This window comes from Kingella potus, from assembly GCF_900451175.1.
Classification (GTDB): domain Bacteria; phylum Pseudomonadota; class Gammaproteobacteria; order Burkholderiales; family Neisseriaceae; genus Neisseria; species Neisseria potus.
The window spans coordinates 498,207-522,652 of the sequence record NZ_UGJJ01000001.1; the positions used below are offsets into that span (position 1 = coordinate 498,207).

At 52.8% G+C, this 24,446-nt stretch carries 22 protein-coding genes and 2 pseudogenes; 14 read left to right on the forward strand and 10 right to left on the reverse strand.

All coding sequences use genetic code 11. The annotated features are described in order from the left end of the window. Positions 1–81: 81 nt before the first annotated feature. Positions 82–1,299, forward strand: a complete 1,218-nt coding sequence (locus DYE40_RS02175; protein ID WP_245944047.1) for a multidrug effflux MFS transporter — start codon at positions 82–84, stop codon at positions 1,297–1,299. A 709-nt stretch (positions 1,300–2,008) separates the two neighbouring features. On the opposite strand, the gene DYE40_RS02180 is transcribed toward DYE40_RS02175, so the two are convergent. Further along, on the reverse strand, positions 2,009–4,270 hold the full coding sequence (locus tag DYE40_RS02180; protein ID WP_115307533.1) for an SEL1-like repeat protein: 2,262 nt from the start codon (positions 4,268–4,270) through the stop codon (positions 2,009–2,011). Positions 4,271–4,380: 110 nt separating this feature from the next. Continuing rightward, entirely contained in the window at positions 4,381–4,815 is a 435-nt protein-coding gene (locus DYE40_RS02185) for a DUF5339 family protein (protein WP_115307534.1), read from the reverse strand. 262 nt (positions 4,816–5,077) lie between these two features. On the opposite strand from DYE40_RS02185, the gene ubiB reads away from it, so the two are divergent. The 4 genes from ubiB to DYE40_RS02210 all read left to right on the forward strand — a co-directional run bounded on the left by ubiB (position 5,078) and on the right by DYE40_RS02210 (position 9,796). Next, a complete protein-coding gene (ubiB, locus tag DYE40_RS02195) occupies positions 5,078–6,589 on the forward strand; it encodes a ubiquinone biosynthesis regulatory protein kinase UbiB (protein WP_115307536.1) in 1,512 nt (503 codons plus the stop codon). Positions 6,590–6,658: 69 nt separating this feature from the next. After that, positions 6,659–8,149 (forward strand): YifB family Mg chelatase-like AAA ATPase, encoded by a 1,491-nt coding sequence (locus DYE40_RS02200; RefSeq protein WP_115307537.1) that lies wholly within the window; start codon positions 6,659–6,661, stop codon positions 8,147–8,149. A gap of 123 nt (positions 8,150–8,272) precedes the next feature. Then, a complete protein-coding gene (locus DYE40_RS02205) occupies positions 8,273–9,082 on the forward strand; it encodes an SPOR domain-containing protein (RefSeq protein WP_115307538.1) in 810 nt (269 codons plus the stop codon). An 18-nt stretch (positions 9,083–9,100) separates the two neighbouring features. Next, a complete protein-coding gene (locus DYE40_RS02210; protein ID WP_115307539.1) occupies positions 9,101–9,796 on the forward strand; it encodes a thiol:disulfide interchange protein DsbA/DsbL in 696 nt (231 codons plus the stop codon). A gap of 536 nt (positions 9,797–10,332) precedes the next feature. On the opposite strand, the gene DYE40_RS02215 is transcribed toward DYE40_RS02210, so the two are convergent. Then, positions 10,333–10,914, reverse strand: a complete 582-nt coding sequence (locus DYE40_RS02215) for a superoxide dismutase (RefSeq protein ID WP_115307540.1) — start codon at positions 10,912–10,914, stop codon at positions 10,333–10,335. A gap of 183 nt (positions 10,915–11,097) precedes the next feature. On the opposite strand from DYE40_RS02215, the gene serS reads away from it, so the two are divergent. Continuing rightward, complete coding sequence (gene serS / locus DYE40_RS02220) at positions 11,098–12,390, forward strand: serine--tRNA ligase (RefSeq protein ID WP_115307541.1); 1,293 nt, start codon at positions 11,098–11,100, stop codon at positions 12,388–12,390. An 848-nt stretch (positions 12,391–13,238) separates the two neighbouring features. On the opposite strand, the gene DYE40_RS02225 is transcribed toward serS, so the two are convergent. After that, positions 13,239–14,804: a TerC family protein gene (locus DYE40_RS02225; RefSeq protein ID WP_115307542.1), complete on the reverse strand. Its 1,566-nt coding sequence runs from the start codon at positions 14,802–14,804 to the stop codon at positions 13,239–13,241. A 387-nt stretch (positions 14,805–15,191) separates the two neighbouring features. On the opposite strand from DYE40_RS02225, the gene DYE40_RS12135 reads away from it, so the two are divergent. The 6 genes from DYE40_RS12135 to DYE40_RS02250 all read left to right on the forward strand — a co-directional run bounded on the left by DYE40_RS12135 (position 15,192) and on the right by DYE40_RS02250 (position 18,577). Further along, positions 15,192–15,452, forward strand: a complete 261-nt coding sequence (locus DYE40_RS12135; RefSeq protein ID WP_147286550.1) for a hypothetical protein — start codon at positions 15,192–15,194, stop codon at positions 15,450–15,452. A gap of 417 nt (positions 15,453–15,869) precedes the next feature. Beyond that, complete coding sequence (locus tag DYE40_RS02230) at positions 15,870–16,079, forward strand: hypothetical protein (protein ID WP_115307543.1); 210 nt, start codon at positions 15,870–15,872, stop codon at positions 16,077–16,079. 25 nt (positions 16,080–16,104) lie between these two features. Then, entirely contained in the window at positions 16,105–16,695 is a 591-nt protein-coding gene (locus DYE40_RS02235) for a hypothetical protein (RefSeq protein WP_115307544.1), read from the forward strand. A gap of 144 nt (positions 16,696–16,839) precedes the next feature. After that, complete coding sequence (locus DYE40_RS02240; protein WP_115307545.1) at positions 16,840–17,085, forward strand: hypothetical protein; 246 nt, start codon at positions 16,840–16,842, stop codon at positions 17,083–17,085. Positions 17,086–17,209: 124 nt separating this feature from the next. Continuing rightward, on the forward strand, positions 17,210–17,587 hold the full coding sequence (locus tag DYE40_RS02245; protein ID WP_115307546.1) for a hypothetical protein: 378 nt from the start codon (positions 17,210–17,212) through the stop codon (positions 17,585–17,587). Positions 17,588–17,776: 189 nt separating this feature from the next. Further along, positions 17,777–18,577, forward strand: coding sequence for an SDR family NAD(P)-dependent oxidoreductase (locus tag DYE40_RS02250; protein ID WP_244733321.1), 801 nt, complete (start codon positions 17,777–17,779; stop codon positions 18,575–18,577). A 351-nt stretch (positions 18,578–18,928) separates the two neighbouring features. Here DYE40_RS02250 and DYE40_RS02255 read toward each other — a convergent pair whose 3' ends face one another. After that, the gene (locus DYE40_RS02255) at positions 18,929–19,474 is read right to left on the reverse strand and encodes a CreA family protein (protein WP_115307547.1); all 546 of its coding nucleotides are present in this window, start codon (positions 19,472–19,474) and stop codon (positions 18,929–18,931) included. 209 nt (positions 19,475–19,683) lie between these two features. After that, a complete protein-coding gene (locus tag DYE40_RS12140; RefSeq protein WP_147286551.1) occupies positions 19,684–20,265 on the reverse strand; it encodes a hypothetical protein in 582 nt (193 codons plus the stop codon). A gap of 65 nt (positions 20,266–20,330) precedes the next feature. Between DYE40_RS12140 and DYE40_RS02260 the strand changes: the two are divergent. Both DYE40_RS02260 and DYE40_RS02265 read left to right on the forward strand, forming a co-directional pair. After that, a pseudogene (locus tag DYE40_RS02260) lies at positions 20,331–20,985 on the forward strand (IS1595 family transposase). A 71-nt stretch (positions 20,986–21,056) separates the two neighbouring features. Further along, positions 21,057–21,272 (forward strand): annotated as a pseudogene (locus tag DYE40_RS02265) (IS1595 family transposase); the annotation flags it as partial. Here DYE40_RS02265 and DYE40_RS12145 read toward each other — a convergent pair. The 4 genes from DYE40_RS12145 to DYE40_RS12785 form a co-directional block, all read right to left on the reverse strand. Further along, a complete protein-coding gene (locus DYE40_RS12145) occupies positions 21,215–21,601 on the reverse strand; it encodes a hypothetical protein (protein ID WP_147286552.1) in 387 nt (128 codons plus the stop codon). The pseudogene DYE40_RS02265 and the gene DYE40_RS12145 sit on opposite strands and share 58 nt — an antisense overlap. 29 nt (positions 21,602–21,630) lie before the next feature. Further along, positions 21,631–22,251, reverse strand: coding sequence for a hypothetical protein (locus DYE40_RS02270; protein WP_115307548.1), 621 nt, complete (start codon positions 22,249–22,251; stop codon positions 21,631–21,633). Between the two features lie 370 nt (positions 22,252–22,621). Further along, positions 22,622–23,362: a hypothetical protein gene (locus tag DYE40_RS02275; RefSeq protein WP_147286553.1), complete on the reverse strand. Its 741-nt coding sequence runs from the start codon at positions 23,360–23,362 to the stop codon at positions 22,622–22,624. A 63-nt stretch (positions 23,363–23,425) separates the two neighbouring features. Further along, on the reverse strand, positions 23,426–23,575 hold the full coding sequence (locus tag DYE40_RS12785) for a hypothetical protein (protein WP_218564327.1): 150 nt from the start codon (positions 23,573–23,575) through the stop codon (positions 23,426–23,428). Positions 23,576–24,446: the final 871 nt, after the last annotated feature.

Consider the following 24,446-nt stretch of genomic DNA (forward strand, 5'->3'; position numbering starts at 1 on the left):
CCGCAATGCAGAAGGCCGTCTGAAAAAGCCTTGCCCGCGTTTTCAGACGGCCTCCCCTTTCCGTCCGACAAAGCAGACACAATGACCGCAAAACACACTTATCCGAACGGCCGCTGCATGGCCTTCCTGCTCGCGGCGATGACCGCCATCATGCCCTTTTCCGTAGATGCCTACCTGCCTGCGGTGTTGTCGCTGGCCGCCGATCTGGACACCGATGTCCGCCTGATCGAAAAAAGCATGAGCAGCTTTATGCTCGGCGTGGCACTCGGCCAGCTCTCAGGCGGCTCGGTTTCCGACGTGAAAGGCCGCAAAACCGTGGCACTCTCCGGCCTCGCCCTGTATGCCGCCGCCTCCGTCGCCCTCACCCTGCTGCACACCATCGACCAGCTCATCGCCCTGCGGCTGGTGCAGGCCTTCGGTGCCGGCATGGCCGCCGTCATGGCCGGCGCGGTGGTGCGCGACCACTACGAAGGCCGCGAAGCCGCGCAGATGTTCGCCCTCATCGGCATCGTGATGATGGGAGCCCCCCTGCTCGCCCCCATGATCGGTTCCGCCTTGCAGAGCATAGGCGGCTGGCGTCTGATTTTCGCCTTCCTCACCGCCTATTCCGCCACCGTCTTCCTGCTGGTTTTCCGCTTCCTGCCCCCATCGTCCGCCAAAGGCCGCATCGACCGCGCCTTTTTCGGCGGAATGCTGCGCCGCTACCTGCGCGTGCTGCAAACCAAAGCCGCCTTAGGCTTCCTCTTTTTCCAAGCATTCAGCTTCGGCTCCATGTTTGTCTTCCTCACCGAATCGCCCTTCGTCTACATGCACCTCTACTCACTCTCCCCGCACGCCTACGCCTGGATCTTCGGCTGCAACATCATCACCATGGGCATCTTCAACCGCATCACCGCCTGGCGGCTGAAAAACGGCAGCAACGCCGAAGACATCCTGCTGTGGGGCATAGGCATCCAGCTTGCCGCCAACGCCGCCATGCTGCTCGCCGTCATCCTGTACGGCGGCAGCCCGCCCTTCGCCCTGCTCGCCGCCTGCGCCATGTTTTCGGTCGGCACGCAAGGCCTGGTTACCGCCAACACCCAAGCCTGCTTCATGTCGCACTTCCGCGAAATCGGCGGCAGCGCCAACGCCCTACTGATGGCCTCCACCTCCCTGATCGGCGCGGGCACCGGCTGGCTCGCCACCCTCCTGCACAACGGCACCCCCTACGTCATGGCCGCCCTCATGCTCTGCGCCACCACCGCCGGCACCCTCCTGCTCTTCGCCTTCTCCCGCAGCGCGTGGACAGGCAAACGCTGACACGACACAGCAGCAGGCCGTTTGAAAACCAATATCCGCCGCCCGCGCAGGGTATGTCGCGCAGCAACGCACGCGTTTCCCGTCTTTCAGAAAATAAGGCCGTCTGAAAAAACAACTTACAGAATTTCCGCACGCGCAGAATATGCGGCTCTGCCATGCACCGCTTGCCGCAAGTTCGGATAACGACAACTGCCAAACCGCAAACCGCGTGCGTCGCTGGAGCGACACACCCTACACCGTACAAACTGCGGTTTGCCGGACACAACACAAAAAGGCCGTCTGAAAACCAATGCCCGCACACGCGTAGGGTGTGTCGCCCCAGCGACGCACGCGTTCCCAAAGTTTTTGGCAAAGACCATCCGCACAAGGTATCCCGCCGCAGCGGCGCGCGCTGTTTCGCGCTCTGCCTGCGTTTGGCGAAATATCCGCACAAAAAGGCCGTCTGAAAACCAATACCCGCCACACGCGTAGGGTGTGTCGCCCCAGCGACGCACGCGCTCCCAAAGTTTTTGGAAAAGACCATCCGCACAAGGTATCCCGCCGCAGCGGCGCGCGCTGTTTCGCGCTCTGCCTGCGTTTGGCGGAATATCCGCACAAAAAGGCCGTCTGAAACCGCCGATGCGGTTTTCAGACGGCCTTTGCCGTGGATATGGGCCTGATGTGCTCCGGCAGGCGGCATCCGCCGCAGCGGCCGGAGCCGGCCCGGCCTTTATTCGGCGGAATCCTCTTTTTTCCGCTCCGCGTATTTGTCGAGATAGGCGCGGGCCTCTTTCCCGCCCTGCGCGGCGGCTTTTTCCAGCCATGCGCGGCCTTCGGCGGCATTTTGCCCCACCCCGTAACAGCCGCAGACATAGGCGGCACCAAGAAGGGTTTGGCTTAAAACATCGCCTTTTTCCGCCGCCGCACGCAGCAGCTCTATGCCTTTGGCTTCGTCTTGGGGCATACCTTTTCCGAGAATGGCCATTCTGCCCAATCTACTCTGCGCATGGGTATAGCCGTGGCCGGCGGCTTTGCCCAGCCACAGGGCGGCCTGCCCGTCGTCTTTGGGAACTGATTCGCCTGTGAGATAGAGCTTGCCCAGCTCATATTGGGCGATAACGGATACGGAGCTTTCCTGCGCGGCCGCTTTTTTCAGCCATTTCAATGATTCGGCACTGTTTTTTTCCACGCCCTGTCCGGTGCTGTACCGCACGGCCATACCGTACTCGGCGCGGGGATCGCCCTGTTCGGCCGCTTTGGCCAGCCAGTAAACGGCCAGTTTGTCGTCCTGCTGTACGCCGCCCGCACCTTGTGCGTAAAGGACGGAAAGCAGGTATTGCGCATTCGCCCTGCCCCCGTAGGCGGCACGGGTCAGCAGGTGGACTGCATGATCCCTGTCCTGCCGCACGCCGAGGCCGTTGAAATACATAAGAGCAAGATTATATTGTGAAAACCCTTCTCCCTGCGCGGCAGATTCGGCATACCATTTCGCTGCCTCCGCCATATCTTTCTTTACGCCCCTGCCTTCAGCATAACTTGCCGCCAGCAGCCCCTGCGCCTTGGCATGGCCTTTTTCGGCGGCCTTGCGGTGCCAGAAGGCCGATTGTGCGGCATCCTGCGCCACACCTAGGCCGAATCCGTAGCGCAGGCCGAGTTGGTATTCGGCCTCGGTATGGCCCTGCCCGGCGGATTTTTTCATCCATTCGAATGCTTTTTCAGGATTTTTATCCACACTATGCCCGCTGCCGTACATCATCGCAAGATCATATTGCGCCTGCGCATCGCCCGAAACCGCATCCTTTTCATAAGCGGCAAAGGCCTTGCGGTACCATTTTTCCGCCTGCACGGAATCTTTTTCCACACCGAGTCCGGCACCGTACCGCAAACCAAGCAGCTGTTGCGCCTTGGCATGGCCTTTTTCGGCAGCCTTGCGGAACCAGAAGGCCGCTTGTGTGTCGTCCTGCACCACGCCCCGGCCGATACCGTAGCGCAGGCCGAGGGCGTATTCGGCATCGGTATAGCCCTGTTCGGCGGATTTTTTCATCCATTCGAATGATTTTTCGGGATTTTTATCCACACCCTGCCCGATGCCGTACATCATCGCAAGATTGTATTGCGCCTGCGCATCGCCCGAAACCGCATCCTTTTCATAAGCGGCAAAGGCCTTGCGATACCATTTTTCCGCCTGCACGGAATCTTTTTCCACACCGCGTCCGGTGCCGTACCGCAAACCAAGCTGCTGTTGCGCCTTGGCATGGCCTTTTTCGGCAGCCTTGCGGAACCAGAAGGCCGCTTGTGTGTCGTCCCGCGCCACTCCATGACCGACACCGTAGCGCAGGCCGAGGGCGTATTCGGCATCGGTATAGCCCTGTTCGGCAGATTTTTTCATCCATTCGAATGATTTTTCGGGATTTTTATCCACACCCTGCCCGATGCCGTACATCATCGCAAGTTCGTACTGCGCTTGCGCATTGCCGCGTTCGGCATCTTTTGCATAAGCGGCAAAGGCTTTGCGGTACCATTCGTCAGCCTGTTTCCGATCCTTTTCCACGCCGCTGCCTTCCGCATAAGCATTGCCCAGATTCAACAACGCCCGCGGAAAACCCTGATCGGCGGCTTTGCGTACCCACTCGTTGGAGATGCGCACGTTTTTGGACACGCCGTGTCCGTAGTAATACATCACGCCGAGGTTGTTCTGCCCCAAAGCATTGCCCTGCTTTGCGGATTTTTCAGACAATTCCAATGCCCGCGCGTAATCTTTCTTCACGCCGCGTCCGAGATAATAGGCTCTGCCCAGCCGCGCCTGCGCTTCGGCATTGCCCGCTTCGGCCAGCGGCTGCCACACGGCCAGGGCTTCGGTTTCCCGCCCCGCGTCGAATGCGGTTGCCGCCCCGGCAAGCTGCGTCTGTGCAGCCTTATCGGCCGCCCACACGGGTGCGGCGGACAAAAAGGCGGCTGCGGTAAGGGCGGCAAGGTATTTTTTCGCCATCATGGTATTACTCCCTGTTCGGTATTCGGATAAAAACGGATTTCCGGCTGCGGACTTAGCAAAAGGCCGTCTGAAAACTTTTCAGACGGCCTTTTGCCGCGGCCAATTCCGGATTAGTGGGCTTGCTCTTTGCTTGCTCCGGCAGCCTCTTGCGCATCGGAAGCGGCTTCTTTCGCATCCTCGGCTGCCTCGGAAGCAGCTTCTTTGGCCTCTTGTGCAGCTTCGGAAGCGGCTTCCCCGTCAGCGGAATCGGGCGTGCCCTGCAAAGCTTTGAGCGATTCGCCGCACGCGGCTTCGCGCTGGTCTTCGGGCAGGCTCTTCATCGCTTCTTTGCTCATATCAAAGGCTTTCTGCTGGGCTTCCTTCACATCGCCGCTCAGGCCGTTCAGCATTTCGCCGAAGGCTTTTTCATACTGCTCGCAGGCAGAGCCGGCAGCGGGAGCGGCCGATGCCGCAGCGGGAGCCGCATTGTCGGCGGAGTTGCCGCCGCAGGCGGACAAGGCGAAGGCGGCGGACAGGATGACGGACAGGGATGCTGCTTTTTTCATGTTTTCTCTCTTTTAAAAATAAAAATGTATTTTCCTGTTAAAAGGAAGCCAAATTGTTCGACCTTTCGGACATCCTGTCAAGTTTCGTCATAATTTTCCCTTTTGCGCCGCTTCGGACGGGCGGCACGGCCAATCCGCCGCTGCCGGAACGCTTTTTCAGACGGCCTTTGGCCTGCGCCGGCCGCCGCGCCGCAATTTCCTGCCGGCCGTTTTGTGCCATGCCTTATAATCCCGCCGTTTCTGAATCCGACGGAATCCCGCTATGAAATGGCTCAAACGCAGCAGAACCCTTTGGAAAACCGTGCGCCGTTACGGCCTTACCGAGCTGGCCCTGCCGCTGGTGCGCAACGGCTGGCAGCGCAGGCTGCTGCGGCTGCTGCCCTCCGCGCCCGAAGCGGCGGCGCAGCCCCTGCCGGTAAGGCTGAGGCTGGCTTTGGAGGAGCTGGGGCCGGTGTTTGTGAAATTCGGCCAGGTTTTGTCCACCCGTCCCGACCTGATTCCGTATGCCTATGCCGAAGAGCTGGCGAAATTACAGGACAAAGTGCCGCCCTTCGATGCGGATTTGGCACGCCGCCAGATCGAAGCGGCTCTGGGCAGGCCGCCGGAGCAGCTTTATGCGGAATTTGCAACCGTGCCGGTGGCAGCCGCATCGGTGGCGCAGGTACACAGGGCGCGGCTGCACAGCGGCGAGGAAGTGGCGGTAAAGGTGCTGCGGCCGGACATCCTGCCCGTGATCGAACAGGATTTGGCTTTGTTGCGCTTTTGCGCAGGCTGGGCGGAAAGGCTTTTCACCGACGGCAAACGCCTGCGCCCGCGCGAAGTGGTGGACGAGTTTGACAAATATCTCCACGACGAACTGGATTTGCTGCGCGAAGCGGCCAATTGCAGCCAGCTCGGACGCAATTTCAAAGACAGCCCGATGCTCGCCGTGCCCAAAGTGTTCTACGACTACTGCGCCCGCGACGTGCTGACCATCGAATGGATGGACGGCACGCCCGTATCCGACCTTCCCGCCCTTCGGGCGCAGGGCACCGATTTGCCCAAGCTGGCCGAATACGGCGTGGAAATTTTCTTTACCCAAGTGTTCCGCGACGGCTTTTTCCACGCCGATATGCACCCGGGCAACATCCTCGTCGCCCCAGGCAACCGCTACATCGCCCTCGATTTCGGCATTGTCGGCAGCCTGACGGACTACGACAAACGCTATCTGGCCATCAATTTCCTCGCCTTTTTCAACCGCGACTACCACCGCGTCGCCACCGCCCACATCGAATCGGGCTGGGTGCCGCCCGACACCCGTGCGGAAGAACTCGAAGCGGCCGTGCGTTCGGTGTGCGAACCGGTGTTCAACAAACCGATTTCGCAGATTTCCTTCGGCCTCGTCCTCATGCGCCTGTTTGAGGTGAGCCGCCGCTTCCATGTCGAAATCCAGCCGCAGCTTGTTTTATTGCAGAAAACCCTGCTCAACATCGAAGGACTGGGGCGGCAGCTCGATCCCGACTTGGATTTGTGGAAAACCGCCAAACCCTTTCTCACCAAATGGATGCACGAACAGGTCGGCCCCAAAGCCCTGTGGCGCAATCTGAAAAACGAAGCCCCCGACTGGGCGGAAATCCTGCCCGCCCTGCCGCGCAAAATCAGCGCGCTGGTCGATGAAAACCGCCAGCAGGAAATGCGCGACGCATATGTGCATCTGGTTAAAATCCAGCAGCGGCAGAGCCTGTGGCTGGCCGTCATCGCCATCGCGCTGGTGCTGATACTGCTGTTCAAATAGGCCGTCTGAAAGCGCGGCTCCCACCCGCCGGCGCACACCAAACAATATATTAGGATATTAGGAAACCGCATGACCTTCGCCGTCGTACACAGCCGCGCCCTTGCCGGTGCGGACGCACCGCCCGTAGAAGTGGAAACCCACCTGGCCAACGGCCTGCCGCAGTTCAACATCGTCGGCCTGCCCGACACCGAAGTAAAAGAAAGCCGCGACCGCGTCCGCGCCGCCCTCATCCAAAGCGGCTTTGAGTTTCCCGCCAAAAAAATCACCGTCAACCTCGCCCCTGCCGACCTGCCCAAAGAATCCGGCCGTTTCGACCTGCCCGTTGCCCTCGGCATCCTCGCCGCCTCCGGCCAAATCAGCCCCGAAAAGCTGCCCGCATACGAATTTGCCGGCGAACTTGCCCTCTCCGGCCTGCTGCGGCCGATACGCGGCGGCCTCGCTATGGCCTGGCAGGCCAAACAGTCCGGCCGCGCCTTCGTCATGCCTTCCGAAAACGCCGCACAGGCCGCCCTGATGCAGGGCGTGGAAGCCTACGGCGCGGACAGCCTCGCCGCCGTCGCCGCCCACCTCAACGGCATCGCCCCCCTGCCCCGTGCCGAAGCGTCCGAGAGGCCGTCTGAAAAGCAAAACCTGCCCGACCTCCGAGACGTAAAAGGCCAGCACAGCGCACGTTTCGCTCTGGAAACCGCCGCCGCAGGCGGACACAGCCTGCTGATGATGGGCCCGCCCGGCACCGGAAAATCCATGCTTGCCCAACGCCTGCCCTCCATCCTGCCGCCACTTACCGACGAAGAACTGGTCGAAGTGTGGACGGTGCAGTCCCTCCTGCCGCACCACACGCAAAACTTCAGCCGCAGCCGCCCCTGCAAAAGCCCCCACCACTCCGCCAGCGCGGTTGCCCTCGTCGGCGGCGGCTCCGACCCCCGTCCCGGAGAAATCTCGCTGGCACACAAAGGCGTACTCTTTCTCGACGAACTGCCCGAGTTCGACCGCAAAGTGCTCGAAGCCCTGCGCGAACCCATCGAAAGCGGCGAAATCCACATCTCCCGCGCCGCAAGGCAGGCCGTATTCCCCGCCGACTTCCAACTCGTCGCCGCCATGAACCCCTGCCCCTGCGGCTACCACGGCCACCCGTCCAAGCCCTGCCGCTGCACACCCGATGCCGTCCAACGCTACCGCAGCCGGATCTCTGGCCCCCTCATCGACCGCATCGACCTCGTCATCGAAGTCCCCGCCCCGAATGCCGACGAACTCATACAAAGCGCGGCAGGCGAATCCAGCGCGGCGGTTTTACAGCGCGTCCTCGCCGCCCGCGAACGCCAAATCGCGCGGCAGGGCAAGCTCAACCGCGCACTCACCCCCACCGAACTCGACAGCGCCGCCGCCGTATCCGAACAAGCCAAAGAAACCCTGCGCAGCATCCTCGAAAAACTCTCCCTCTCCGCCCGCAGCTTCCACCGCATCATGCGCACCGCCCGCACCATCGCCGACCTTGCCGGCGATAGCGAAGTCAGCCGCAGCCACATCCTGCGCGCCGCAGCCATGCGCCGCGCCCTGTGAAAACCCACCCGTTCCGCCGCACCCAAACAAGCGCAACAGGCCGTCTGAATATTTGCTAGAATACGCCGCCCGTCTGTTCCCACACTTTTTCAGACGGCTGAAACACATTGCAAAAGGTAGTTTATGAAAACAGCAAAACCCCACGGAAAAGGACTTACCGGCTTTATCGTCGGCCTCCTCCTGGCCACCGTCATCATCGGCGGCCTCGTTTACACCCTCGAAAGCAGCCGCAAACGCGATTTCAAAGCCCCCATCGAGGAAAAAGAACTGACCCCGCCCGAAATCCTCTCCCCGAAAAAACCCGAACCCAAGCCCGAGCCGCAGCAGCCCGCGTCCGAAGCCAAGCCCGAACCCGAGCCGCTCCCGCCCGACAGCGGCCGCACTACCGACAGGGAAACACCGGAGCAACCCGAACCCGATTCCGCGCCCGACAACGGCAAAGAGCCGGATGCCGCCGACGACAGCGACATCATCCCCGGCGTACCCTCCCCGCTGACTGAAGAAGGCAAAAACGGCAAAAAAGACCAGACCCGCCGCGACCAAAAACGCCGCGACAAAGCCAAGCCCACCCCCGAGCAGATTCTCAACGGCAAAATCGGCCGCGACCAAAAACGCGCCGACCGCGAAGCCGAACGCCGCAAAGCCGAAGCCGCCCTCAGCGGCCAGGCCACCGCAAACCCTTCCCGCCGCAGCAGCGGAAACGGCGGCAGCGTCGTCGTCCAGGCCGGCTCCTACGGCAGCCGCGACAAAGCCGAATCCCAACGCGCCAAACTCGCCGCCGCCGGCGTAGACACCCGTGTCGTCGAGGCGCAGGTACAGGGCAAAACCATGTACCGCGTCCAAACCGCCCCCGTCTCCGCCGCCGATGCAGCACAAACCCGCCGCGAACTGCAAAGCAAAGGCATAGACAGCTTCGCACGTCCCGCACAATAACCAACCACAGGAAACATCATGAAACTGAAACACACCCTCCTCGCCGCAGCCCTGACCTTCGGCTTCGCCTCCGCCCAAGCCGCCCTTGTCGAAGGCGAAGACTACACCGTATTGGACAAACCCCTCGCCCCGCTGCAAAACGACAAAATCGAAGTTGCCGAATTTTTCGGCTATTTCTGCATCCACTGCTTCCATCTCGAACCCGAGATGGAAAAACACAGCAAAAAATGGGCATCCGACACCTATCTGCGCCCCATCCACGTCGTCTGGCAGCCCGAGCACATGCAGCTCGCGCGCATCGCCGCCGCCGTCGGCAGCAGCAATATGCGCCACCAGGCCAATATGCCCGTCTTCCGCGCCATCTTCGAACAAAACATCAACCTTGCCGACCCTGCCGCCTTCAAGCAGTGGGCAGGGAGCCAAAGCGGATTTGACGGCAAAAAACTGCTCGCCGCCTACGAATCCTTCGGCAACGAGGCACAGGCCAAACAAATGGCCGACCTGACCGAACAAATGAAGATCGAAAACACGCCCACCGTCATTGTCGGCGGCAAATACAGAATGAAATTTACCAGCCGCGACTGGAACGTTTCCATGAACAAAGTGGACGAAATGATCGCCAAAGTCCGTCAGGAACGCGGCATGAAAGAGCCGGCTCCCCGTGCCGCCGTCCGCAGCAAAGGCGTGGCCGCCGCCCGCGCCGCCAACAAATAAGCGCAGGCTGCAAACAGGCCGTCTGAAAATGGATTTTCAGACGGCCTGTTTATCCGTTTTTGCCAAGCGCACGGGCGGCCGCACAAACGGCACACGCACCCGATTCCCCTGCCACAGGGCGTACCGTCCGAGCGGCGTGCACGCGCGATTGATAACCATAGGGTATGTCGCCCTAGCGACGCACGCGTTTTACATTATGCGGACACGGAGGCCGCCGGAACCCCAAGCCGCGTGCGTAGCTGTGCCACACCCTACACAGACCGTTAGCATGAGATTAAGCAAGAGGCCGTCTGAAAATCCGTTTTCAGACGGCCTGTTTGTCCGTTTCTGCCCCACAGGGCGTAGTCCGAGCGACGCACGCGTTTGATGCGATTCGTGTATAGAACCCGCCCGCCCTACCTCGAAAAACCGCGTGCGTGGCTGCGCCACACACCCTACATAGGCCGTTAGCGTGAAACCAAGCAGAAGGCCGTCTGAAAACATGGTTTTCAGACGGCCTTTTTGTTTGATACAAACTTTAAACGCTCAGCCCCGCATCAGGCGGCGAAGCGGCGGGCTACTTCGTCCCAATTGACGATTTCCCAGAAGCCGTTCAGATAGTTCGGGCGGCTGTTGCGGTAGTCGATATAGTAAGCGTGTTCCCACACGTCGCAGGTCAGGAGCGGGGTGTTGCCGCTTTTGAGCGGGGTGGCCGCATTGGAAGTGGACACCAAATCCAATTCGCCCGACGGGGTTTTCACCAGCCATGCCCAGCCCGAACCGAAGGTGCCGGCGGCGCAGGTGTCGAAGGCTTTTTGGAAAGCCTCAAAGCTGCCCCACTTGGCATCGATGGCCGCCGCCAGATCGCCCGAGGGCTTGCCCTGGCCTTTGGGTGTGAAACCCAGCCAGTAGAAGGTGTGGTTCCAGGTTTGCGCGGCATTGTTGAACACGCCGCCTTCGGCTTTTTTCACAATCTCTTCCAAAGGCGCGTTTTCAAATTCGGTGCCTTTGATTTGGTTGTTGAGGTTGGTGATGTAGGTTTGGTGGTGTTTGCCGTAGTGGTATTCCAGCGTTTCTTTGGACAGGTGCGGTTCGAGCGCGTCCAAAGCGTAGGGCAGTTCGGGCAATTTGTGTTCCATTTTTATACTCCTGTTATGTGTTTTCAAATAGAGGCCGTCTGAAAACGGCGCAGCCGATTGTACCCGCACCGCGCCGGAAAACCGATTGAACTTTTCTGCCCCTGCCATAGAGGCGGTTTTTCCCATGCTTTAAAAATCGTTTACAATGCACGCCGTTTTATTTACCGAACAAAGGGGCGCGAAATGCTCGACATCCAACTCCTCCGCAACGACACCGCCGCCGCCGCCGCACGACTGGCCGCACGCGGCTTCGATTTCGACACCGCGCGTTTCGACGCGCTGGAACACAAACGCAAGCAGTTGCAGGTGAAAACCGAAGAATTGCAGGCGGAACGCAACGGCGAATCGAAAAAAATCGGGATGCTCAAAGGACAGGGCAAACACGAAGAGGCCGAAGCGACGATGGCCGCCGTTGCCCGCATCAAAAACGAATTGGAAGAGGCCGCCTCCGCCTTGGAAGCCGTGCAGGCCGAATTGGATGCGTGGCTGGCCGCCGTGCCCAACCTTCCGCACGAAAGCGTGCCCGACGGGCGAGACGAAACGGATAACGTGGAAGTGCGCCGCGTCGGCGAGCCGCGCGTGTTTGCTTTTCCCGTGAAAGACCATGTGGATTTGGGCGCACCCCTCGGCCTGGATTTCGAAACCGCCGCCGCCCTCTCCGGCGCACGCTTCAGCCTGATGAAGGGTCAAGCCGCACGCCTGCACCGCGCCCTTGCCCAATTCATGCTCGACACCCACACGGAGCAGCACGGCTACACCGAGTGCTACACGCCCTATATCGTCAGCGATTCCACCCTGTTCGGCACCGGCCAGCTCCCCAAGTTCGGCGAAGACCTCTTCCACGTTACCCGTGGCGGCGACGAAGGCAAAACCACGCAGTATCTGATTCCCACCGCCGAAGTAACGCTCACCAACACCGTGCGCGACAGCATCCTGCCCGCATCCGCCCTGCCGCTGAAGCTCACCGCCCACTCCCCCTGCTTCCGCAGCGAGGCCGGTTCGCACGGCAAAGACACGCGCGGTCTGATCCGCCAGCACCAGTTCGACAAAGTGGAAATGGTGCAGATCGTCCGCCCCGAAACCTCCTACGCCGCGCTGGAAGAAATGGTCGGCCACGCCGAAAAAATCCTGCAACTGCTGGAACTGCCCTACCGCGTCATCACACTCTGCACCGGCGACATGGGCTTCGGTGCGGCGAAAACCTACGATTTGGAAGTGTGGGTGCCCGCGCAAAACACCTACCGCGAAATCTCGAGCTGCTCCAACTGCGAAGACTTCCAGGCCCGCCGCATGAAAGCGCGTTTCAAAGACGAAAACGGCAAAAACCGTCTGGTACACACGCTCAACGGCTCGGGTTTGGCCGTCGGCCGCGCCCTCGTCGCCGTATTGGAAAACCATCAAAACGCCGACGGCAGCATCAACATCCCCGCCGCCCTGCGCCCCTATCTCGGCGGCGCGGAAGTGCTGGCGGCGTAAGGCCGGCAAACAACAGTCCAGGCCGTCTGAAAATCCGTTTTCGGGTTTTCAGACGGCCTCATATATTCTTGCCCCACCAAACACGCCACCCGCAGAAAACGCGCACCACCGTGCCAACCCCGCCACCATAGCTTGTGTGGTACAGACACACACGCATTCCCACTGTTCCAAAAGTCGGCACAAAGGCCGTCTGCAAACGGTATTTATAGTTTTCAGACGGCCTTTGTACATTGACAGGCAAAGCGTCGGGCCTGCAAGAAAGGCAGACAGGTATGGTTGGCAAATGCCTCCAAACGGTGCACCTCTGCCGCTTTGGAAACAAGATGCGGATTGCAACCTTGAAAAACCCTCCCCACCATCATTCCCGCGCAGGTAGAAGTCTTCACCCTAATCCGGCAGCAGATTGTTTTTACAATGTTCTAGGCATCAAAAAAGATTCACGCCTGCGCGGAAATAACGGATTTCGGGTGGCGGGTGCTTTGCGTATGGTGTATCCCCGCAGCGGTACACGCGCTCCTGCTGCAGGGCAAAGGCCGTCTGAAAAGCATAAGCCGCGTGCGTAGCTGCACCACACACCCTACACAACAATCCCAATTAGGGTGTTTCGCCCCGGCGACACGCGCAGTCCACGATTTCGGAAAATAAGGCCGTCTGAAAATCTGCGTTACAGAATTTCAGACGGACTCCCGTTTGTTATACCACCCCGATGCCGTTAATAGGATGTGCCTATACAGAGGTTCATGCGTCTTTGCTCCGTCGTGGATTTATCCTGCGGATGGATTGAAAATGCAAAAAGGCCGTCTGAAACCATAAATACGGTTTTCAGACGGCCTTTTGCCGCGTATCCGCTATTGTCCGCTTTCGGGCAGTCTGCTGATTCTGACCTTTTCGATGCGCTGTCCTTCTTTTTCCAACACTTCAAACCGCCAGCCGCAGTAGTCCGCGCTTTCGCCGACTTCGGGCAGGTTTTCCAGCTCTTCCATGATGAGGCCGGCAACGGTGTGGAAGGGTGCGTCTTCTTCCTGCGGCGGCAGGTTGAGCTGGGGGGCAAGCTCGACGTATTCCAGGCTGCCGTCGACAATCAGGCTGTCGGCCTGCCCGCCGCCGCTCTGTCCGCTTTCTTCTTCGCGCTCGAATTCTTCGGGAAATTCGCCGGCGATGGTTTCGAGCAGGTCTTTCATGGTAACCATGCCGAGTACCGCACCGAATTCGTCCACAACCAGGGCATAGTCCGCGCTGCTTTGGCGGAAGAGTTCGATGGCGTTGAGGGCGGTGGTGCTGTCGGGCAGTACGAGGGGCTGGCGCAGGGCGGCGAGAATGTTGATTTCGCCGTTATCGAGCAGTTGGTTGAGCAGGTCTTTTTTGCTGACGTAGCCCAAAGGTTCGTCCACGCCTGCCTTGCCGACAACCAGCAGGCGGGAATACGGGGTGGTTTGGAGCTGGCGGCGTTGCTCTTCCCTGCTTTGCGAGATGTCGAGTTTTTCGATGTCGCGGCGCGGCACCATCACGCCGGGAATGGGGCGTTCGGCCAGGGTGAGTACGCTGCGTATCATGGATTTTTCGTTTTCTTCAAAGTGTTCGCTGCTTTCGCCGCCGCCGTCTGCTTCGGCCAGGACGCTTTCGCGGATGCCCATCATGCCCAGCACGTTTTCGGCGGTGCGCTGCCGCCAGGAGCTGCCGCTGTAGGCGTTGCGTTTGGTGTTGCGTTGGGAAATCTGGTTGAAAATTTCGATCAGGACGGAAAAACCGATGGCGGCGTAGAGGTAGCCTTTGGGGATATGGAAGTGGAAGGCTTCGGCAATCAGGCTGAAACCGATCATCAGCAGAAAGCCGAGGCAGAGCATGACGACGGTGGGATGGTTGTCGACAAATTCGGTCAGGGCTTTGCTGGCCCACATCATCACGCTCATGGCCACTGCAACGGCGGCCATGGCCACGACAATGTGTTCGACCATGGCCACGGCGGTAATGACCGAATCGATGGAGAATACGGCATCGAGAATCAGGATTTGGGCGACAACGCCCCAAAAGGGGGAGTGTTTTTTGCGGTTGTCGGCCACGGCGAAGTGGTTTGCCCCTTCGAGGCGTTCGTGCAGCTCGGTGGTGGCTTTGTAGAGCAGGAACAGGCCGCCGGCAAACATGATGAGGTCTTTGCCGGACACGGCATATCCGCCCCAATGCATGAAGGGGTCGGTGAGGGTCATGATGTGCGCCATAAAGGCGAGCATGACGATGCGCAGGAGGATGGCGAGCGAAAGGCCGGTGAGGCGGGCTCTGTCGCGTGCTTGGGGTTTGACTTTGTTGGCGAGAATGGCAACGAAAACAAGGTTGTCGATGCCGAGAACGACTTCGAGCAGCAGGAGGGTGGCGAAACCTATCCATGTCTGCGGCTCGGCCAGCCAGCTTAAATCCATGAGTGTGCGTATCCTTGGCGGGGCGGTTTTCAGACGGCCTTTTGCAGGGCGGCAGGCCGTCTGAAAACGGGTTGTGTAAAAACGTGCGATTATATCGTATTTGTGCGTAAAGACGGAATCTGCCTGACAGGCCTGCTCCGGCGGCAGGCCAGCTCATCGGGACAAAACGGAAAATCTGCGGCCGCACCGCCGCCTGTCCCACTGCCTCAATTGCAAAATAAAACGGCGCGGAGGAAGAAAACTGCCGCCCTTATGCCGGTTCGCGGTTTGCGCCCTTGTGTTGTTATGATGGGAATTGTTCCGTTATCATACCCGCACACCGCCGATACACGCACCCTTGCCACCACGCCCGCTGTTTGGGCGATGTCGCAAACGGGGAAAGAAAATATGAAAACGCTGATTTCGACGGTAAGCAAAATAGCCGTGCCGAATACGCTGTCGGTAATATTGTTCCGCTTTGCCTGTCTTGCGTTGTCCGAACCCTTTTATTTTGGCCGGAATTTGCTGCCGTGGGCAGCAGCCTCGAATAGCGGCGCAATGGCAATATCAGGGGCAAGGAGTATGGTGTTTTGCCGGCAATTGGTTTTGCCATGCCGTTTTATAGCGGTTAAGGGATCATCAATCCCTGCATCGGCGCAGAATATGTAAGGCCGTCTGAAAACAGGCATTCTGGGCTGCTTAAAACTTCCCGCCGCTTTATAGGTGCAGAAAAGCCGATACAATGTAAAGTGTTAATAACAGTATGATTTTTCTTATTATTATTTTGATAATTGCAAGCGTTATTGCCTTTTTTGGCTGCCGCTATCTTGCCGCCAAGCAGCCCGAATATCCCAACGCACGGGTATCTGACTGCCACCAAACGCATCGCTTTTTATTATTGGATTATTATTGGATTGGAACATGGTATTTTGGAATAATGTCCTGCTGGTTTCGCTATCAGAATATGAAAAATAATAGCCTTGATTTTAAGAAAAAGGAAAATTTGTATAACAGAACCGCTCTTTTTTCTTGTTTTATTTTGTTTTTGTTATTGGTCGTTTTTAAAAAATAGTCAAACTGCCTATCATGCACACAATTTGGCAATATTTATCCAACATCTACGCAAAATACACCCTACCCTTGTGGGGCATCATGATAACGTTTGCCCTGCACAACATAAGCAGCCGTCTCTTGTTTACGCCTGATGACTACAACTGGCTCACACCGATTATGCTTGTCATCTGCGCGTGCTGCGAAATTTGGATACACCTGCTGGCAGGATATTATGACGACTGATTTTCAGGCTGCCTTGTGAACAAAAATGAACGCCAAAACCATCTTAACCAACTGGGTAGCGAGCTTTCATTTAAGCATCAGCAAATCCAACCCAAACGCGCAGCCAGCCCTGCTTGCCTACACCGCATCGCCCCAAGCCATCTGCCAAGCCAGCCTATCTGGCGAATTGCTGACTTATTACCAACACATCGTTCTGCCGCATTCCTGCTTGTTCGGCAACCGATTTTTCAATATTGAATGGATTGCGCTGGGCGAAGACAGCCGCAACCCCGATTATTTAGGCTTGGATTGCCTGCCCGCATGGCGCGAAAGTTACCAAATTTTCGCGCAAACGCTGGGCGAAGATTTGATTTTTTGCGATATACGCGAAGCACGTTGCCCCGTTTACGGGCTGATTTCGGGCAATGATAGGCTGTTGCTATTAAGCGATTCGCTGTTTGATTTTCTGGCTTTTTATGCCGAATTAACCCGCCTGCAAGCGATAGAATTTAACGGCGCGATTTTTGCCGATGCCCAATTTAATTTGAATCCAGAGTTTGCGAACAGCGTTCGCGCCCGTTTTCAACATTTTTCGCCCGATGCCCAAGCAGGGTTAGCCCGATTTATGTTTTCATGATTTTCGGCATCATCGGATTGCCGCATTTACGCTATTGGGCGGCGGCGTGGGCGGGCTGTCGGTTTTTTCCGCATTGTGGCCGACTTACCAAGGTCTGGCAGATAGTTTTATTGATTCCATACTGTTTTTTTATATGCAGGCGGTTTGATCGGCAGCTGCGCAGGCTGCATTCCTGCCGCCGTGTGCGGCGTGCTGATCGCGCGAGAGCGGCTTACCCGCTCATGGAAAAGCAGCCTGATGGCAGCGGCTTACGGCTCGGTAATCGGTATTGCAGCCGGCACGCTGGTCGGTTTGATGGTTATGAGCCTTATCACGCTGCCGGTTTTTGCCGCAGCGGGCGGACTGTCCGCCGCTATTTTGTCGGCAATTGTCCTGCCCAAAGCGAAATAAGCCGTTTTCAGACGGCCTTTGCCATATAAGCGATATGCCTGCATTGCGATACAGAATATTGTGTGCGGCAAGGCCGTCTGAAAACGGTTAAACTTCAAACTTCATTTTGACAAAAGGCAACATTATGAAAATACGCACCCTTTTTTCAGCCGCCGTATTGGCAGCAATCATACTCAGCCCTGCGGCACAGGCAAAAGGCCGTTCCGGCAATACCGAAAGCCCGCCCGCCAGTACCCGCTCCGCCGCCGGAAAAGCCGACGGCAGCAGCATGGCACGGGCGGTAAAAATCCATGAAAACGATACGGTGCGCGGCATTGCGGCGGAAAACAAATGGATTGCGGAAAACCTGCCGCAATACCGCAAAGTAGGACAGGCTCTGATGCAGGATCAGACCGGAATTTACGACAAAATCACGGTGCAATCTGCCGACGGCAGCACACGCGACGTGTATTTTGAGATTAGTGAATTTTTCGGACGCATAGGCGGCAAATTGCTGCAATAAAATTTCTGCAACTTTTATTTCATACAGGAGAAAAACATGACACAGGAAAAAGACATGGTACAAGCAGCAGATACGGCGCAAGAAACAGATACGGCGCAAGAAACAGATACGGCGCAAGAAGTCAATGCAGGGCAAGAAACAAATAGGACAATATTCATCACCGGCGCATCAGCCGGATTCGGCGAGGCCATGTGCCGCACCTTTGCCGCCGCCGGATTCAAAGTCATCGGCGCGGCACGCCGCATACACAAACTCGAAACCTTGCAGGCCGAGCTGGGCGAACGTTTCCTCCCGCTCGAAATGGACATGACCCGCGCCGAATCCATCGACCACGCCCTGCAAAACCTGCCCGAAGGCTTCGCACAAATCGACTGCCTGATCAACAATGCGGGCTTGGCTTTGGGCTTGGCGCGTGCCGACGAAGCCGATTTTGCCGACTGGCAGACCATGATCCAAACCAACATCACCGGCCTCACCTACCTTACCCGCCAAGTCGTGCCGCAAATGGTTGGACGCAAAAGCGGCTACATCATCAATATCGGCTCGATTGCCGGCAACTACCCCTATCCCGGCGGCAATGTTTACGGCGCAACCAAAGCCTATGTACGCCAGTTCAGCCTCAACCTGCGTGCCGACCTCGCCGAAAGCGGCATCCGTGTGAGCAACATCGAACCCGGTTTGTGCGGCAACACCGAGTTTTCCAACGTGCGTTTCAAAGGCGATAACGAGCGCGCGGCAAAACTCTATGAAAACGTAGAATTTATCCGCCCCCAAGATATTGCCGACACCGCCTTGTGGCTCTATCAGCGTCCCGCGCACATGAATGTCAACACCATCGAAATCATGCCTGTGGCGCAAAGTTTCGGCGCACTGCCCGTTTACCGCGAAGCCCCGCCGCCCGCCCCCGAAGACGGTTTGGCCAAGACCGAAAACGGCTTTGAGAAACAGAGCGTATCGCTGTTCCAACAAATCAAATCGTGGTTTAAATAAACTGCGCAAGCCCCGCACTGACATCAAAAGGCCGTCTGAAAATAATTTTTCAGACGGCCTCTGCCGTTAAAGCAGGGGGTATCGCACAGCAACGCACGCGTTTTTTGCGGTTTGCACGAAAGTTTCCGCGTAAGAAAACGAGGCCGTCTGAAAACACGGATTCGGCGCATCTGAAATACCGTTTGCGTTTTGTTTTTCAGACGGCCTGTCCTCCGCAGCGCAGAACGCCTGCGCTCCAAAACGACACACCCTGCCCATCATGCAAACGGCAGGGCGGCGGCTTTTTATTTGGTTCTCTACAAACAAAGAGGCCGTCTGAAAATACTGTTTTCAGACGGCCTCTTTTACCGTTTATTTCTGCGGCGCGGTTCCGATAATGCAGGAGCCGTAAACCTGTCCGCCCGATGACACGCCCTCCGCCGAAGCTGCCGCACCGCTGTAACAAGACCATGCGCTGAGCGAATTTTTCGGCGAGCCTTGAATGACCTTGTCGCTGTACACCATATAGGCAAAAGATTTGCGCTTGGCATCATAGTAGCGCATGACCTGCATACTTTTGAAAACCAGGCTGGAGCTGCGTTTGAACACCTGCTTGGGCTTGGCCACGGCACGTTCGGAAAAACGTACGGCCGGCGCGGTCTGCACACAGGCGACGGATGCGTCGCTGGCATCTTCTTCGAGGTTTACAGTTTCTTTGAGGCCGCCTTTTTTGGCGTAGGACAGATAGCAGGTCAGCCCCTGCACGTCTTCGTCGTCGAAACCTTCGATTTCGATGCGGTCGTTTTTGCCGAGCAGATGAAACACCGTGCTGGCATTGCCGATTTTGTCAGCCTGAGAATCGCAGGCGGCCAGCGCGACAGCGGCCAACAGACAGGCGGAGATTAGTTTCAGATTCATAGAGATTCCGTAGCATGGTGTGAAGAAACGGGATTCTGCCACAGCCTGCGCGGGTTTCCAAACGCAGAGCCAACGCCCGCAAAAAACACTTTCGGCAAAACCGAACTTCAAATTAATACCGAATCAATAGTGTTACTACCAAATTGGCTTCCCAAGCCTGCAACTGCTGTTGCAGTTCCACCCATCGTTGGTTTTGCATTAGACATAAATTAATCTCCATTACGAAAAAATAAATTATATTTAGCGGAAATAAATAAACAAACTAAAGAAATAAAGGCACCAATTAAAAAAATAATAAAAGTAATTTTATGTACATAAACTTTAAATTTCTCCTGCCTTAACTCGTTATTAAAAAAATCCTCATCTCGAATAAAATGATACATACTAGATTTATCTTTTTCTTTAAAGTCTCCATTTACTAGCAATCCTACAATATTACGCCTAGAATCTTCAAATATTTCAATAATTTTAACATTATATCCAATTAATTTTTTATTATAAAAATTTTTATTACAAGGATTAATATTATCCACACCCTCTATTCCACACGATGCAGAATAACTCACTCCCCTAAAATAAAATGTCAATCTATTAGAAACACGAATCCCTCCTTCTTCAACTACATATTCAATACCATCCGGAACTACTACCTCATTAAGCAATAAACTTTCTCTACTTAGAAAATAAAATGCGACAGAAGAGAAAAAAAGTAAAACGAAAAGAAAAGCAAAAAAAATAAATTCAGTATTCCTGATAGAATAAATAAGATTTTTATAGAAATTAAAGAACACTATATTTTACCTCAATTAAAATAAAGGGGGCTGTACTAGATAAGCAGTCATGTTAGACTGTAAAAATGAAGATAACCCATTGTAAAATAAAAAGAGTACCCAAAGGAAACTCCTTCAATTTTTTATACTCGAAGTTACCGCCCGTTCTACTGCCGATTTATTGGGCATCCACCCCAATTCAGCAGCACTGTTTTACCGCAAGATTCGTGAAGTCATCAACTACTATCTTTCATTGGAAGCTGACGCTGTTTTTGATGGCACTGTCGAATTAGATGAAAGCTATTTCGGTGGGCATCGCAAAGGCAAACGGGGGGGGCGGAGCAGCTGGAAAAGTGGCGGTATTTGGTATTCTTATAACGGGGCAGCAAAGTTTATACCGTGGTTGTTGAGAATGCCAAAAGAGAAACCTTACTTCCTGTTATTACAAGAAAAATCATGCCTGACAGCATGGTTTATACCGATTGTTTAAGCAGCTATGACGTGTTGGATGTAAGTGGTTTTACCCACCACCGCATCAATCACAGCAAGCTGTTTGCCGACAGACAAAACCACATCAACGGCATTGGGAATTTTTGGAATCAGGCAAAACGGGTTCTGCGAAAATACAATGGAATTGACCGTAAATCTTTCCAACTTTTCTTGAAAGAATGTGAGTTTCGTTTTAACTTTGGCACACCGTCCGAGCAGCTTAAAGTGCTGCGTCGGTGGTGTGAAATTTAGGGCTTATCTAGTACAGCCCCTTAATTTAATAAGAGATCGTACTAGATAAGCAGTCATATTGGACTGCAAAAATGAAGATAACCCATTGTAAACTAAAAAAGAGTACCCAAAGGAAACTCCTTCAATTTTTTATACTCGAAGTTACCGCCCGTTCTGCTGCCGATTTATTGAGCATACACCCCAATTCAGCAGCACTGTTTTACCGCAAAATTCGTGAAGTCATCAGCTACTATCTTTCATTGGAAGCTGACGCTGTTTTTGATGGTGCTGTCGAAAATGATGATGCCTCATAATACTCTTTCATGCTTAATGAACCAGCACGCGGCCAATCTACTTTTCTCATATACCCAAGATTATCGGCATGGCCGAGCTCATGAAACAGCGTCTCCAACCTATCATTTAAATTTTGATTACCCGCTATTGAAATATCTCCATAATCCCTTTTTGTCTCATATGCAAATCCATTCACATTATTTAATTTTATAATGCCATTTTTGGCATAGTGCTGATTTAATTGCCTTACCAGCGTTTTACTTTTAGCAAGCTCTCGTATCGTCTGATCTGGCACTTCAAGACTACGCAACCCACTTACTGATTCTTTAGAAAATACAGCCATAATTCAATCCTTAAATAAAAATTACATGATTAATTAAAAAAAACTTCAAAACGATGTACATATCCGAAAAAAGCGGATTTCATTAATAAAGTAAGTTTTTTCCCTTTCCAGTAATAAGCATAGTCTCCCCTATATACGCCAACAGTTCTGGGTTTCCCCCACGGCTTCCCGGCAATCATGACGGGGCTATATTCCTGTTCAGGCGGAGGGAGCAGGTCTGGGAACTTATCCTGCGTTGACAAAATAGAACTGTCCAGTGCCGCTCCTTCCCCTATTGTATCAACAGCCAGCTGCAACTTGCCATCTTCAAACTTCTGAATAAGCACACCAATGTTTTTGCTTAATTTCGAGTATCTGGGTAGCTTGTAAGACTGCACCCTGTCCCTAAACGAACTGCGTTTTTCATCTCTAAGATCGGTTACATAGATCCCCCAAACGTTTTCCAAATCATCCGGTGGGGTTTCAAACAGGCACGCGCTATCCAAATTGCTGTATAGCTGATACAACAAATGTTCCGTACTGGTTACCAAGGCCAGATTTTTACAGGCATGGGAAACAGCGGCGGAAGATTTTTCTTTCGCATCAACTGCTAGCACAGGAAATAACAAAACTACAAATAATAAACACAGTTTTATGTTGTATTTTATCATTACATAAGCCCTTATTAATAGAAAAATTTCCTATCTCTGAGAAAGATTATTTTTATAAAATTAGGTAGTGTACTAGACAAACCCTAAATCATACTACCGACGCAGCACTTTAAGCTGATCGACGATATACCAAAGTTAAAACGAAACTCGCATTTTTGGAAATATTTACGGTCGATTCTATTGTATTTGTTAAAGTCTACATTTTTCCTAATTCCAAATAATAGAAGCTGATCTTCTAAGCTGTTAATCTGTCAGAAATAATACACTTTTACCTTGATAGCCTATAGCTGTCTTAACCGATTCATTAATTAATTTGTTATTTTCCACAATATTCCTTTCATATTATTACTCAAATCAGGATAAATATTCACTAAACTAAAACGCATTGAAATTTTTTCATCTCATCCTTAGGATATTGATAAGTGAAGATCAACTCAAAGCTCCCAGCAAAAGGACCTTTTGAACCAAACTTAGCCTCAAAACTATTATCGTTCATTAAATAAACAGTTTTATTACGAATTTTTATTTTATAAAAATCTGTCCACCCATATAAAAAGTTACTATCTGCCCAAAAGTTACAAAATTTTGTAATTCTAGTTAGCTTAACTTCCCCACTAAACTGCTCCTGGACTTTTTGTCTACATAATATCTTATTCACACAATGAGAAAGACCCATAACTTGGATACTTTTAATTCTATCTAAATGAAATGTAACAGAAAAATAAACATTAGCTAAATAATTCTTCAACATTTTTCGTTTATCGTAATGTTGATAGGGATAGTCAACCATTTTACTGTCTTTACTATACGGCCAACCTTTTAACCTAATAACTGCTTCCCGATAACCAACAGGATCAATTTCTTTAGTTAGTGAATAATAACCGTGATAATCGGTTTTTCTCTCCCAAACTAACCCTGATTTTTTTAAAAATGTCTGCTTATCATTACTCTGCACCATATACTCAACCAAAGTTTGTAAGGAAACATTATTCAAATCAGGATTATTACTTTTTGCAAATGCAGTCATACTAAAATTAAAAAGTATTATAAAATATAAAAAATATATTTTACCGAATGCTGAAAAAAAACCTCTAAATCCTGTATTTATCAAAATATAACTCCCCTTTATATATTTAGCAAACTATATCATCTACATAATATAATAAATGTTAGATTAATGCATGAGCGAACTTCTTAATAATACATTATCCTCCACATCAATCATATGTTCTGTTACCGTACCATTCTCAGCATCGTTAGAGATAGTTTTGATATTATTTAAAATATCAATTACAGCAAAACCATTTATATATAAATTTTCCATTTTAATAATAACCTTTATAAAATACTAAATATTTTAGAACAAATAAATAGGATCTATTTTTTTATTAATCCCATAAAGGGGAACAACCAAAAAACAGCACCTACTGCAACTCCAAAAAAGAACGACTCAATTTTAAATAATTTTAAAATCCAACCATTTACTTCAGAATAATCATCTATAAATGGCTTTTTTAGAAAAAATCTACAATATAATTTTGTAATTAATTGAGACATGGAAGTCACTATAACAAATAGTATCATAAAATTTCTATTTACAATCATTAGACTATGCATTACTGAAAAATCTCTAAAATTAAGAGATACTGCAATACACATACATATTATGTATATCATCATACCTAAAACAATTAACATATTTCCATTAATCCATATTTTTATATTTTAAATTAATACTTAGTAAAATTAAATAATTATAATAACCAATATAAGTGCAATACTATTTACTGCGCTTTTATCACAATAAGACATTTCAATACCCCCAGTTTATAAATCAAAAAAAAAAAGAAAAAATAAAAAAAAACAATACCAATAAATAGTATTAAAATTGCTCCCTTTATAGTTAAAGAATCTAAATATGCAAAATTTGCCTCTATGTAATATTTATCGTCTTTTTTTATTTTTTTATTTTTAAAATCAACCCCAAATTTCCAATATTCTTTTTTTAATAACTAGGAGTTACAAAAGCTCAACTTAAAAACAATATACAAACACCTAAAATAATCATAAAAAAACCAAAATTTTTCATTTAATTTCCGTTTCCAATATTTTTTTAATCAATCTTTTAACGAAGAATAAATTGGGACATTACTGTGATAATTATCACGAAGAACCAAAGAACATTGCAATTAACC